This window comes from Hydrogenophaga sp. YM1, from assembly GCF_016903055.1.
Classification (GTDB): Bacteria; Pseudomonadota; Gammaproteobacteria; order Burkholderiales; family Burkholderiaceae_C; genus Hydrogenophaga; species Hydrogenophaga borbori.
In genome coordinates this window covers 3066484-3078765 of sequence record NZ_CP070223.1, presented here as the reverse complement: position 1 = coordinate 3078765, position 12282 = coordinate 3066484, and the positions used below count along the sequence as shown (strand labels likewise).

General features: G+C 68.9%; 12 protein-coding genes. 3 read left to right on the top strand and 9 right to left on the bottom strand.

What is annotated here, in order from left to right; genetic code table 11:
- Window positions 1–5: 5 nt before the first annotated feature.
- The 5 genes from JNX00_RS14460 to lptF form a co-directional block, all read right to left on the bottom strand.
- Window positions 6–1184 carry a pyridoxal phosphate-dependent aminotransferase gene (locus tag JNX00_RS14460; protein WP_204742706.1) on the bottom strand — a complete coding sequence of 393 codons (1179 nt, stop codon included), beginning with the start codon at window positions 1182–1184 and terminating at the stop codon, window positions 6–8.
- 112 nt (window positions 1185–1296) lie between these two features.
- Complete coding sequence (locus tag JNX00_RS14455; RefSeq protein ID WP_070399902.1) at window positions 1297–2241, bottom strand: CysB family HTH-type transcriptional regulator; 945 nt, start codon at window positions 2239–2241, stop codon at window positions 1297–1299.
- Window positions 2238–2603, bottom strand: coding sequence for a CbiX/SirB N-terminal domain-containing protein (locus JNX00_RS14450; RefSeq protein WP_070399903.1), 366 nt, complete (start codon window positions 2601–2603; stop codon window positions 2238–2240). The genes JNX00_RS14455 and JNX00_RS14450 overlap by 4 nt, the downstream gene beginning before the upstream one ends.
- A gap of 2 nt (window positions 2604–2605) precedes the next feature.
- Window positions 2606–3724, bottom strand: coding sequence for an LPS export ABC transporter permease LptG (lptG, locus tag JNX00_RS14445; RefSeq protein ID WP_204742705.1), 1119 nt, complete (start codon window positions 3722–3724; stop codon window positions 2606–2608).
- On the bottom strand, window positions 3721–4827 hold the full coding sequence (gene lptF, locus JNX00_RS14440) for an LPS export ABC transporter permease LptF (RefSeq protein WP_070399905.1): 1107 nt from the start codon (window positions 4825–4827) through the stop codon (window positions 3721–3723). Before lptF ends, lptG begins: the two co-directional genes overlap by 4 nt.
- 27 nt (window positions 4828–4854) lie before the next feature.
- On the opposite strand from lptF, the gene JNX00_RS14435 reads away from it, so the two are divergent.
- From JNX00_RS14435 to JNX00_RS14425, 3 genes are all read left to right on the top strand, one after another.
- Window positions 4855–6348: a leucyl aminopeptidase gene (locus tag JNX00_RS14435; protein ID WP_204742704.1), complete on the top strand. Its 1494-nt coding sequence runs from the start codon at window positions 4855–4857 to the stop codon at window positions 6346–6348.
- A gap of 14 nt (window positions 6349–6362) precedes the next feature.
- Window positions 6363–6794: a DNA polymerase III subunit chi gene (locus JNX00_RS14430; RefSeq protein ID WP_204742703.1), complete on the top strand. Its 432-nt coding sequence runs from the start codon at window positions 6363–6365 to the stop codon at window positions 6792–6794.
- A 163-nt stretch (window positions 6795–6957) separates the two neighbouring features.
- The gene (locus tag JNX00_RS14425; RefSeq protein ID WP_070399908.1) at window positions 6958–8157 is read left to right on the top strand and encodes a branched-chain amino acid ABC transporter substrate-binding protein; all 1200 of its coding nucleotides are present in this window, start codon (window positions 6958–6960) and stop codon (window positions 8155–8157) included.
- A 66-nt stretch (window positions 8158–8223) separates the two neighbouring features.
- On the opposite strand, the gene JNX00_RS14420 is transcribed toward JNX00_RS14425, so the two are convergent.
- From JNX00_RS14420 to JNX00_RS14405, 4 genes are all read right to left on the bottom strand, one after another.
- Window positions 8224–8787 (bottom strand): glutathione peroxidase, encoded by a 564-nt coding sequence (locus tag JNX00_RS14420; RefSeq protein ID WP_239478148.1) that lies wholly within the window; start codon window positions 8785–8787, stop codon window positions 8224–8226.
- A 67-nt stretch (window positions 8788–8854) separates the two neighbouring features.
- Window positions 8855–9769: an AEC family transporter gene (locus JNX00_RS14415; protein ID WP_070399910.1), complete on the bottom strand. Its 915-nt coding sequence runs from the start codon at window positions 9767–9769 to the stop codon at window positions 8855–8857.
- Between the two features lie 29 nt (window positions 9770–9798).
- A complete protein-coding gene (locus tag JNX00_RS14410; protein WP_204742702.1) occupies window positions 9799–10209 on the bottom strand; it encodes a DUF1850 domain-containing protein in 411 nt (136 codons plus the stop codon).
- Between the two features lie 13 nt (window positions 10210–10222).
- On the bottom strand, window positions 10223–12277 hold the full coding sequence (locus JNX00_RS14405) for a TRAP transporter permease (RefSeq protein WP_070399911.1): 2055 nt from the start codon (window positions 12275–12277) through the stop codon (window positions 10223–10225).
- Window positions 12278–12282: the final 5 nt, after the last annotated feature.

Here is a 12282-nt window from a genome sequence, read left to right as displayed (position 1 = left end):
ATCGGTCACAGCCGCTGCAGGCGCTCCAGAGCGGCGAGCAGGGTCTCGTCCTTCTTGGCGAAGCAGAAGCGGACCACCTTCTGGTCGAAGCCGTCGCCATAGAAGGCCGACAGCGGGATCGCCGCGACGCCGATCTCGGTCGTGAGCCAGCGGCAGAAATCGGCCTCCGGCAGTTCGCGCTCGGGCACGGCCAGGGCGGAGATGTCCACGCACTGGAAGTAGGTGCCTTCGCCCGGCAGCAGCCGGAACCGCGTCTTCGCCAGGCCCTGGCGGAACAGGTCGCGCTTGCGCTGGTAGAAGGCCGGCAGATCGCGGTAGGGCGCGGGGTCGGCCATGTAGGCGGCCAGGGCGTGCTGCATGGGCGTGTTCACCGTGAACACGTTGAACTGGTGCACCTTGCGGAACTCGGCCGTGAGCGGCGCGGGCGCCAGCACGGTACCCACCTTCCAGCCGGTCACGTGGTAGGTCTTGCCGAAGCTGCTGACGATGAAGGCGCGCGCCGCCAGGCCGGGGTAGCGCGCCGCGCTGTGGTGCGGCAGGCCGTCGAACACCATGTGCTCGTAGACCTCGTCGCTGATGAGCACGATGTCGGTGGGCGCCAGCAGCTCGTCCAGGCGGCGCATCTCGGCGTCCGTCCAGCACATGCCGCTGGGGTTGTGCGGGGTGTTGACGATCAGGGCGCGCGTGCGCGGCGTGATGGCCGCGGCGATGGCGTCAAAGTCGGGGCGGAAGCTGCCCGGCACCAGCGGCACGCGCACCACGCGCCCGCCCGCCAGCTCGATGTTGGGCACGTAGCTGTCGTAGCAGGGCTCCAGAACGATGACATCGTCGCCCGGGTGCACCACGGCCAGGATGGCGGTGAGGATGGCCTGCGTGGCGCCGGCGGTGACGGTGATCTCGGTGTCCGGGTGGTAGCGGCGGCCGTACAGCGCCTGCACCTTGTCGGCCATGGCCTGGCGCAGCGCGGGCACGCCGGTCATGGGCGGGTACTGGTTGTGGCCGGCGCGCATGGCCCCGTCGACCGCGTCCAGCAGGGCCGGGTCGCAGCCGAAGTCGGGAAAACCCTGGCCGAGGTTGACCGCGCCGTGCTCGGCCGCCAGCGTGGACATCACGGTGAAGATGGTGGTGCCCACCTGGGGCAGGCGGGAGGTGAGAGCGGGGGTGCGAGGTGCGTTCGAGGTCATGAGAGCGTGGCGCTTGCGGTGGCGGATCGAGAAACACCGCGGAACCGGCTTTGCTGGGCCGCTGGTGTTGCCCCCTTGAGGGGGTGACGGCCGTCAGGCCGGCGCGGGGGTGTCAAATGTCATATTCGTCGGGTTCGCCGGCCATGGCGCGCTGGATCAGCTCGCGCGACAGGCGCTCGGACAGCAGCTCGGCAAAGCGCAGCACGAACTGGCGCAGGTAGGTGCCGCGCTTGAAGGCCACGCGGGCCAGGTTGTGGCCGAACAGCGCGCCCGCGGGCCGCGAGACCAGGTCGGGCGTCTGGTTCTCGCCTTTGACCGCCATCTCGGCCACGATGCCCACGCCCATGCCCAGCTTCACGTAGGTCTTGATCACGTCCGAGTCGATGGCCTCGAGCACGATGTTGGGCTGCAGGTGGCGCAGCGCGAAGGCCTGGTCGATGCGCGTGCGCCCGGTGAAGCTGGGGTGGTAGGTGATGAGCGGCAACTGCGCCAGCTCTTCCAGGCCAATGCGCTCGCGCGCGAGCATCGGGTGGTCGAAGGGGAACACCAGCACGTGCTGCCATTCGTAGGCGGGCAGGGTGACGAGCTCGGGGTAGTTCACCAGCGATTCGGTGGCCATGCCGATCTCGGCCACCTCTTCGATCAGCATGCGCGCCACCTGGTCGGGCGAGCCCTGGTGCAGGCTGATGCCGACCTTGGGGTAGGCCTGGCGCAGCGCGGCCACCGGCCCCGGCAGCACGTAGCGCGCCTGGGTGTGGGTGGTGGCGATGGACAGGGTGCCGCTGTCCTGCGCCGAGTACTGCTCGCCGATGCGCTTGAGGTTGTTCACCTCGCGCAGGATGATGTCGATGCTCTTGAGCACCTGCTGGCCCGGCTCGGTGACGCGTTTGATGCGCTTGCCGTGGCGGGCGAAGATCTCGATGCCGAGCTCGTCCTCCAGTTCGATGATGGCCTTGGACACGCCGGGCTGCGAGGTGTGCAGCGCCTTGGCGGCCTCGGTGAGGTTGAGGTTGCGGCGCACCGCCTCCTGCACGAACTTGAACTGGTGCAGGTTCATGCACCCTCCTTCAAGGCCTGTGTGGCCAGCAAATCGATCAAACGCGGGTCTTCGCCGGCGGTGGGCATGAGCTCGACGGGCACGGACGGGTGCTCCCGCCGCAGACCCTCCACCAGCTGGGGCAGGTCCTCGCGCGCGTGCCGGCCCATGCCGAAAAACAGCGGCAGCACGCGCAGGCGCGTGGCGCCGGCGCGCACCAGAACCCGCGCGGCCGTGGGCAGATCGGGCTCCGTGAGCTCCAGGTAGGCGGTGCCGGCCAGCGTGTCGGGCGCGCGCTCGGCGATGCGCCGTGCCACGGCCTCCACCGGCGCGCGCCATTGCGGGTCGCGCGAGCCATGGGCGAAGACGATGACGCCCAGCATGGTCAGCGCTTGAGCACCAGCCACCCGAAGGCGCCCAGCGAGAAGACCGAATAGATGAGCGCCGGCGAGGCCGCCGCCAGCCAGGGCTGCCACTGGTTGAGGTTGCCGATGTAGCCGAACACGTTGTTGAGCAGGAAGAAGCTGATGCCGATCATCACGCCACCGAACACGTAGCCCGTGATGCTGCCCGAGCGGAAGTGCAGGTAGGCGAAGGGCAGGGCCAGCACCACCATCACGAGGCAGGACAGCGGGTAGAACACCTTGCGCCAGAACTCGATCTCGTGGCTCTGAGCGGTCTGGCCGTTGGCCTCCAGGTGGCGGATGTAGGCGAACAGGTCGGCCGTGCGCATGCGCTCGGGCTTGAGCAGGGCCACCGACACCATTTCGGCGTTCAGGCTGGTGGGCCAGCGAAAGCTCTCCAGCGTGCTGCGTTGCACCTTGGCCGACTGCTGGCCAGCGGCGTCGAACTCGCGCCGCTCCACTTTGCGCAGCGTCCAGCTCTCGTCGGCCTCGATGCGCCCGCTCTGCGCGTGCAGCGTGGACACCAGGAAGCCCTGGTTGTTGAACTCGAAGATGCGCACATTGCCCAGATCGCCTTGCGGCGACATCGACCCCACGTTGACCGAGAAGTTGCTGTAGGGCTGCTTCTCCTTCAGCCAGGCGCCGGTCTGGCCCAGGCTGATGGCGCCCTGGAAGCGCGCCTTGTGCAGCTGAGCGCCGCGGTCGGCCAGCGGCGCCACGTAGTCGCCGATGGCGAAGGTCAGCAGCACGAACACGGCGCCCAGCCCCAGCATGGTGCGCAGGGCGCGCCAGGGCCCGAGTCCGCTGGTGCGCAGGATGGTGTATTCCGAACCCTGGGCCAGGCGCGCAAGCACGAACACCGAGCCGATCAGCACCGCGATCGGCAGCAGCTCGTAGATGCGGCTGGGCGTGAGCAGGCCCACGTAGAGCAGGGCGTCCGGCAGGCCGTAGACGCGCGTCGGGTCGAGCACCGAGGCCTTGCCGATGTCGGGCAATTCGTCAACGAAATCGAAGAAGAAGAACAGCGACAGGAAGGCCAGCAGCACGAAGAACACGGCCGCGAACACCTCGCCATAGATCAGCCGGCGGATGGTTTTCATGCGTCGGCCTCCCGGCGGCGCCAGCCGGTGAGCAGGTCGCGCAGGCTCAGGCCCTGGTGGCGCTTGTAGAACCACACCAGCGTGAGCAGCAGCACGCCGCCGTGCAGGCCCAGCATGAAGGGCAGCAGATCGATCACGCCGCGCGCCACCCAGTTCTGCCCGATGTTGAGCAGGTTGTAATAAAAGACGAAAGCGAACAGCGTGAAGAACAGGTTGCCGCTGCGGCCCGCGCGCGGGTTGCCCACGGTGGTGGCCAGGGCGATCAGCACGAAGTTGAAGGCCGTGATCGCCAGGCCCACGCGCCAGCCCAGCTCGGCCAGGTTGGCGCGGTTGGGGTCCATGATGAGTTCCCAGCTCGGGCGGGCCTTGAGCTCCACGCCCGCCCCCAGGTTGCCACCCGCCTGGCCGATCTGCGTGCCGTACTCGGCGAAGTCGCTCACGCGCAGGCTGCCATCGGGCCGCGTTTCGAGCCGCTGCCCGTTGTTGAGCATCAGGAACTGGCGCTCGTCCAGCCACTCGATGCGGCCCGAGCGCGCCGAGGTGATGGTTTCGCTGCCGTTGGCCTCGGAGCTGGAGATGAAGATGTTGCGGCCCTCGGTGCCGTCGGCCGTGTCCTTGTCGATGAAGAACACGCGCCGGCCGCTGGAGGATTCCTGGAACTGCCCGGGCTCCACGCGCTCCAGGTCGCCGCGCCGCTCGAAGCGGTCGCGCAGGTCGTTCACCTGCTGGTTCGCCCAGGGCCAGACGAAGAACACCATCAGCATGATCACCAGCAGCACCGGCCAGGCGAAGCGCAGGAGCGGCCCCAGAAAGCCCCCCAGCGAGCGCCCGCTGGTGAACCAGATGATCATTTCGCTGTCGCGGTACATGCGCGAGAGCGTGAACACGATGGAGATGAACAGCGCCAGGGTGAGCACCGTGGGCATGCGCCCGATGACGGTGTAGCCCAGCACCAGCATGATCTCCTGGGGATCGACGCTGCCCTTGGACGCCGCCCCCAGCGTGCGGATGAGCAGCATGGTGAGCACGATGGTGAAGAGGATCACCAGGGTGGCCCCAAAGCTGCGGGCCAGCTCCTTGCGGATGGACGAATGGAATAACATCGATTGGCTACAGAACGAACCCGAATTATGAACTTCGACCTCAAGACCCTGAGCCCGGCCCAGGCCGCCGAATTCCCCGCCGATGCGCTGCTGGTGCTGGTGCCCGATGCGCTGCCCAAGGGCCAGTCGCCGCTGCACGCGCTGGTGGCCCGGGCGCTCAAGGACGACGACCTGGAAGGCGGGGTGAGCAAGAGCCTGGCCTGCTACCGGCCCGAAGGCATCAAGGCGCCGCGCGTGCTGCTGGTGCGCGCCGGCACGGCCGACGCGGCCGCGCTGCGCAAGGCGGTGGGCGCGGGCGTGGCCCAGCTCAAGGCGCCGGGCGTCACCCGCCTGGCGGTGGTGTTCTCTCTGGTGGCGGTCGACGCCGATGGGCTGCGCGCCGCCGTGCAGGCCTGCGCCGACGCCTCCTACGTGTACACCACCACCAAGCCGAGCGCCAAGCCGCGCGCCCTGGCCAAGGTCACCTTTGGCGTGAACGACGCCGGCGCCGTGCGTTCGGGCTTCCAGGCCGGCAAGGCCGTGGTGGCGGGCGTGGAGTTCGCCAAGGAATGGGCCAACCGCCCGGCGAACCACGCCACGCCCAGCCGCCTGGCCGACGCGGCGCGCCAGCTCGGCCGCCTGCCCGGCATCAAGGCCGAGGTGTTGGGCCCGCGCGAGGTGGAGGCCCTGGGCATGGGCTCGTTCATGGCGGTGGCCCAGGGCTCGGCCGAGCCGCTGCGCTTCATCGTGCTGCGCTACCAGGGCGCTGCCAAGGCCGACGCCCCGGTGGTGCTGGTCGGCAAGGGCATCACCTTCGACACCGGCGGCATCAGCCTGAAGCCGGCGGCCGAAATGGACGAAATGAAGTTCGACATGGGCGGCGCGGCCAGCGTGCTGGGCACCTTCGCCGCCCTGGCCGAGGCCAAGCCGGCCATCAACGTGGTGGGCCTCATCCCCAGCTGCGAGAACATGCCCGACGGGCGCGCCATCAAGCCCGGCGACGTGGTCAAGAGCATGAGCGGCCAGACCATCGAGATCCTCAACACCGACGCCGAGGGCCGGCTGATCCTGTGCGACGCGCTCACCTACGCCGCGCGCTTCAAGCCGCGCGCGGTGGTCGACATCGCCACGCTCACGGGCGCCTGTGTCATCGCCCTGGGCGCGGTGCGCAGCGGCCTGTTCAGCGCGCGCGACGACCTGGCCGCGGCCCTGGCCGAGGCCGGCGAGCAGTCGGGCGACCTGTGCTGGCGCCTGCCGCTGGACGACGACTACGCCGAGGGCCTGAAGTCGAACTTCGCCGACGTGGCCAACGTGGCCGGTCGCGCGGGCGGCGCCATCACGGCGGCCAAGTTCCTGCAGCGCTTCGCCACCGAACTGCCCTGGGCGCACCTGGACATCGCCGGCACGGCCTGGCGCGGTGGCGCGGCCAAGGGCGCCACCGGCCGCCCGGTGCCGCTGCTGCTGCAGTACCTGTTGAACGAGGCCGCGCGCCCCGTCGGCCAGGCGAAAGCCAAGGCCAAGGCGCGCACCGCCAGCCGCTGAAGCCGGGCCGCGCCGTGGCCGAGGTGGCCTTTCATTTCAACGCGCCCGACAAGGCCGCCTACGTCTGCCGCCTGCTGCGCAAGGCCTACCTGAAGGGCGCGCGCGTGACCGTGCTGGCGCCCGGCGACCAGATCGACGCCCTGGACCGCGGGCTGTGGCTGCTCGCCCAGGGCGAGTTCGTGCCCCACTGTGTTCAGGCCGACCCCGAGCCCACGCGCCGCCACTCGCCCATCCACCTGCTCGAGCGGCCGGACCAGCGCGCGCCCACCCAGGTGCTGGTCAACCTGGGCGAGGCCGTGCCGGACGACTACACGCGCTTCGAGCGCGTGATCGAGGTCGTGGGCCTGAACGACGAGGACCGCGCCTCGGCGCGCCAGCGCTGGCGCCGCTACCAGGCCGACGGCATCGAGCCGCAGCGCCACGACCTGAAGGCCGCCGGCGAGTGAGCCCCGGGCCGCGCGAGGGCTTCAGGAAAACCCTCGAACGGCTCTCCGAACCCTGCTTTAGGCTGCTGTCCCGGCCAAAAGCCGGATCGTTTTGGAGTATCTTTATGCGGTGGAGAAAAAAAGTTCCCTCCGCAAATCAATCCATCCTTATCAAGGAAATCCCATGCAAGTGAACATGAAACTGGCAGTGCTTGCCGCCGCCGTCGCGCTCGCCGCCTGTGGCAAGAAGGAAGAGGCTGCTCCCGCTCCCGCCGCGGCGCCCGCTGCGGCACCCGCTCCGGCCGCACCGCAGGAGGTCGTGGTCAAGATCGGTCACGTCGGCCCCACCAGCGGCGCGATCGCTCACCTGGGTAAGGACAACGAGAACGGCGCCCGCATGGCGATCGAGGAACTGAACGCCGCCGGCCTCACCATCGGTGGCGCCAAGGCCAAGTTCGAGCTGCTGGCCGAAGACGACGCCGCCGATCCCAAGCAGGGCACGGCCGCCGCGCAGAAGCTGGTCGACGCCAAGGTCAACGGCGTCATCGGCCACCTGAACTCCGGCACCACCATCCCCGCCTCGCAGCTCTACAACGACGCGGGCATCCCCCAGATTTCGCCCTCGGCGACCAACCCCAAGTACACCCGCCAGGGCTTCCCGGGCGCGTTCCGCGTGGTGGCCGACGACGTGCACCTGGGCGGCACGCTCGGCAAGTACGCCATCGAAACCCTCAAGGCCAAGAACGTGGCCGTGATCGACGACCGCACGGCCTATGGCCAAGGCGTGGCCGACGAGTTCGAGAAGGGCGTGAAGGCCGCTGGCGGCACCGTGGTGGGCCGCGAGTTCACCAACGACAAGGCGACCGACTTCAACGCCATCCTGACCACCCTGAAGGCCAAGAAGCCGGACGTGGTGTTCTTCGGCGGCATGGACGCCGTGGCCGGCCCCATGCTCAAGCAGATGAAGCAGCTCGGCATCAAGGCCAAGTTCATGGGCGGCGACGGCATCTGCACCTCCGAGCTGCCCAAGCTGGCCGGCGACGGCATCAGCGACGAGCAGGTCTACTGCGCCGAGGCCGGTGGTGTCGAGGGCGAGCAGAAGGCCGGCATGGACAAGTTCCGCGCCGACTTCAAGACCAAGTTCAACGCCGACGTGCAGGTGTACGCCCCGTACGTGTACGACGCCGTCAAGGTCATGGCCAACGCCATGGTCACCGCCGGCTCGGCCGATCCGAAGGTCTACCTGCCCGCGCTCAAGGCCACGAACTACAACGGCGTGACCGGCAAGATCGAGTTCGACGAGAAGGGCGACATCAAGAACGGTGCCCTGACGCTCATGACCTACAAGGGCGGCAACCGCACCACCATCGCCGTGATCCGCTGATCCCCTCAGCCCTCGGCAAGCAAAAAGCCACCGCTCGCGGTGGCTTTTTCTTTGGGCGGGCGGCGCTCAGCCCTTGGCCGCCAGTGCCGCCTCCACGGCCCGGGTCAGGGTGCGGCCCATGGGCTCGGTGGCGCTGGCGAACTGATCGATCACGCGGCCGTCGCGGCCGACGAGGTACTTGTGGAAGTTCCAGCGCGGCGACACGCCGGTGGCCTGGCGCAGCTGCAGGTACAGCGGGTTGGCCTGCGCGCCCGTGACCACGCTCTTGTCGAACATGGGGAAGCGCACGCCGTAGGTGTTGAAGCACAGCTCGGCAATCTGCTTCGCATCGCCGGTTTCCTGGGCGAAATCGTTCGACGGGAATCCCAGGACCACCAGCCCCTGCTCGCGGTACTTGGCGAACAGCGCCTCCAGGCCTTCGTATTGTTTGGTGAAGCCGCAGTAGCTGGCGGTATTGACCACCAGCAGCACCTTGCCCGCGTACTGGCACAGGTCCTGCGGCGCGCCGTCCTGCAGGCGGGGGAAGCGGTGGTTCAACAGGGCGGGGCAGGCGCCCGCCCGGGCAAAGGGGGCGCCCAGCAGGGCCAGCGGGGCGGCGAGGCAGAGGTGGCGGCGTTTCATGCGGGGCATTGTGGGCCGCCGCCCGACGGTCGACAACCGGGCGTCCCAGCGCCCCTGGCGCGAGCCGGGGGAAGCCCTAGCGAAGGCCGCCCAGCACCCCCAGCGCGAAAGGCAGGCTCAGCATGCCCAGCAGCGTGGACAGCGTCACCAGTCCCGCCACGTAGGGCCCGTTGTAGCCCATGCGCGCAGCCAGCACGTAGCAGCTCGACGCCGTGGGCACGGCGGAAAAGGTCAGCAGCACGGCGGTCTGCGTGGCGTCCAGCCGGAACAGCCGGGCCAGGCCGAAGGCCATCAGCGGCATGGCCAGGTGCTTGATGGCCAGCACCGCCACCGCCAGGGTTTTGGCCGAGGCCATGCTGCCGAACTGCATGCCCGCGCCGGCCGCCATGAGGCCCAGCGCCAGCGAAGCCTGGCCGATGCGGTTGACCGTGGGCGAGAGCCAGTCGGGCAGCGAGAAGCCCAGCAGGTTGGCGAGCAGGCCCGAGGCGGTGGCGATGATCAGCGGGTTGCGCAGCAGCTCGCGCCCGAAGCCCTTGTTGGCGTGGCGCGCCATGGGCCAGACGGCCCCCACGTTGAAGATGGGCACGCAGCAGCCGATGATCACCGCCACCATCAGCAGCGCCTGCGGGCCGGCGATCCGGTCGGCCAGCGCGAGCAGGATGAAGGAATTGAAGCGAAAGCCCACCTGCGCGCTGGCCGCGTGCAGCCGCACGTCGATGCGCCGACCCAGCCAGGGCCAGTGCGGCAGCGAGTAGGTGAGGGCGATGGCGCACAGCGCGAGCGACACGGCCGCGCCGACCAGGGCGGAGGCGGCCCCTAGGTCCAGCGGGTTCTTGACGATGCTCTGGAACAGCAGCACCGGGAACAGGAAGTAATAGACCAGGCTCTCGACCTGCTCCCACACCGGGCGGTTGAGTTTGGTGAAGCGGCACACCAGGTAGCCGCACAGGATGAGGGAGAAATCGGGAAAGAGCAGTTGGGCGAAGTTCACGGCGCGAATCGTAAGGGCGCGACGTGGCCTCAGCGCGACGCCGCCCGCTCGCAGGCCGTCATTTCGGTGACGTTGCCATCGGAGGGCAGCCAGTGGCCCATGGGCTGGCAGCGGCCGTTCACGCACAGCTCGAAGTCGGCGGTGAACTCCGAGCGCGTGAGCGGCAGCCGCCGGGGCGATCGCTCCGTGGGCGTGTAGTGGTACCAGCCGCCGCGCAACCGCGCGTCGGGCGGCGGTTCCATGCCCGCCGCGGAGCCCTTGATGCGCGCGGCGCTGGCCAACAGGCGCGCGGGCGGTCCGCTCACCTCGTAGTCTTCTTCCCAGCGCACCTTTTCGATGCTGTGCGTCCACGCCAGGGTGAAGTGCCGGCCCGGCACGAAGACCACTTGTTGCGGGGCGGCGGCCAGCGCCAGGCACAGCCCCAGCAGACCCGCCGACACTTGGCCGCCCGCCTCAGCGCGCGCCGGCCCGGCCCATCGCCGGGCGGCGCGTGCGCCACCAGTGCCAGGCGACGAAGAGCACGATCGCCGCCAGGCCGATCTCGTCGGTGAGTGGCAGGGCGGCCACCAGGAAGCAGGCAGCCACCACCGCCCACAGGCGTTCCCACCACGCCAGCGGCGCGAACAGGAAGCCGATGGCGCCGGCCCCCCACATGGCGATGGCCAGCACCGCCTTGAGGACGACGTAGGCCACGGCACCCCAGTCGTCGCTCTGCAGCATCAGCGCGGGGGAGTACACCGCCATGAAGGGCATGATGAATCCGGCGATGGCCACGCGGATCGCCTGAACGCTGATCTTCAGCCCCGTCTCCCGCGCGATGGGCGCGGCCGCGAAGCAGGCCAGGGCCACCGGTGGTGTGAGGTCGGCCATGATGCCGAAGTAGAAAACGAACATGTGCGAGACGATCAGCGGCACGCCGAGTTCAAGCAGCACCGGTGCGGCGAGCGAGCTGGTGATGATGTAGTTGGGGATGGTCGGAATGCCCATGCCCAGCACGAGGCAGGTGAGCATGGTCAGCAGCAGGGCCAGGAACAGGTTGTCGTGCCCGATGGCGATCACGCGTCCACCGATTTCGGCCGCCACGCCCGTGAGGTTGATGACCCCGATGATCACGCCCACGAGCGCGCAGGCGATGGCCACCGGCAGCGCGTGGCGCGCTCCATCCACCAGGCTCTGCACGGCCAGCTGGCGGGCATCGCCGCCGCGGCGAAGCGCAAAGGTCAGGGCGATCAACAGCAGCGTGATCACGTAGAAGGTGCCCACCCCGAAGCGGTAGAAGCCCGCCGTGGCCAGGCCCAGCAGCACCCAGGCCAGCACGCGCAGCGTATGGCCTTTGACGCCGCTGATGACGGCGGCGCCGAAGATCAGGATGACCGTGAGCCCCAGCCCCACCGTGCCCGAGAACAGCGGTGTGTAGCCGGAGAACAGCAGGCCGACCAGGCCGGCCAGTGGCAGCAGGAGATACCAGCGGTCCTTGACGGCGGTCCAGGGATTGGGGCATTCGTCTTTGGGCAGTCCCAGCAGGCCCTTGCGGCCGGCTTCGAGATGCACCATCCAGAACGCGGTACCGAAGTAGAGGATGGCGGGAATCAAGGCGGCCTTGACGATGTCCACGTAGGGCACGTTGATCGTCTCGGCCATGATGAAGGCCACCGCGCCCATCACCGGCGGCATGATCTGCCCGCCCATGCTGGCGGTGGCCTCCACGCCGCCGGCGAAGGCCGGCGAGTAGCCGAACCGTTTCATCAGCGGAATGGTGAACTGGCCCGTGGTGACCACGTTGGCCACGCCGGAACCGTTGATGGTGCCCATCAGTCCGGAGGAGATGACCGACACCTTGGCCGGGCCGCCTCGGGTGTGGCCCACGGTGCCCATGGCGAAGTCGTTGAACAGGCGGATCATGCCGGCCTGTTCCAGGAAGGCGCCGAACAGGATGAACAGAAAGATGTAGGTGGACGACACGTAGGTGGGCGTGCCGTAGATGCCCTCGGTGCCGAAGCCGAGTTGGCCGACGACCTGGTCGAGTCCATAGCCCCGGTGGGCGAGCACGCCGGGCAGGTATTGGCCGAACAGGGCGTAGGCAAGAAACATCGCGCAGATCAGCGGCAGGCCCCAGCCCATGACCCGTCGCGCGGCCTCGAACACCAGTGCGATGGTGACCACACCGACCACCCAGTCCGGTGCAATCAGCTCGCCCGCGCGCGCGGTCAGGTCGGCTTCGTAGACCCAGTGGTACAGCCCGAACAGGAAGCCGACCCCGCCCAGCACCCAACCCAGCGCTCGGCCGAGCGCGCCCAGTGCCCCCTCGCGCTGTCCGAAGGGCGGGTACAGGGCGAAGATCATCAGCAGGACGAAGCCCACGTGGATGGCCCGAATCACCTGGCTCGACAGGGGATGAAAGGAGGCCATCCAGATCTGGTAGGCCGAGAAGGCGATGGCCACCCAGAAGATGGCGCCGCGCAAGGGCGCGTGGGTGGGGGTGTCGGCAGAGGGTGTCGCGTCGCTCATGAAAT

Coding starts and splice junctions, on each gene's coding strand:
- JNX00_RS14405 (WP_070399911.1), bottom strand. CDS start 12,277: ATGAGCGACGCGACACCCTCTGCCGACACCCCCACCCACGCGCCCTTG.
- JNX00_RS14450 (WP_070399903.1), bottom strand. CDS start 2,603: ATGCTGGGCGTCATCGTCTTCGCCCATGGCTCGCGCGACCCGCAATGG.
- lptG (WP_204742705.1), bottom strand. CDS start 3,724: ATGAAAACCATCCGCCGGCTGATCTATGGCGAGGTGTTCGCGGCCGTG.
- JNX00_RS14420 (WP_239478148.1), bottom strand. CDS start 8,787: ATGCCCCGCATGAAACGCCGCCACCTCTGCCTCGCCGCCCCGCTGGCC.
- JNX00_RS14425 (WP_070399908.1), top strand. CDS start 6,958: ATGCAAGTGAACATGAAACTGGCAGTGCTTGCCGCCGCCGTCGCGCTC.
- lptF (WP_070399905.1), bottom strand. CDS start 4,827: ATGTTATTCCATTCGTCCATCCGCAAGGAGCTGGCCCGCAGCTTTGGG.
- JNX00_RS14435 (WP_204742704.1), top strand. CDS start 4,855: ATGAACTTCGACCTCAAGACCCTGAGCCCGGCCCAGGCCGCCGAATTC.
- JNX00_RS14455 (WP_070399902.1), bottom strand. CDS start 2,241: ATGAACCTGCACCAGTTCAAGTTCGTGCAGGAGGCGGTGCGCCGCAAC.
- JNX00_RS14460 (WP_204742706.1), bottom strand. CDS start 1,184: ATGACCTCGAACGCACCTCGCACCCCCGCTCTCACCTCCCGCCTGCCC.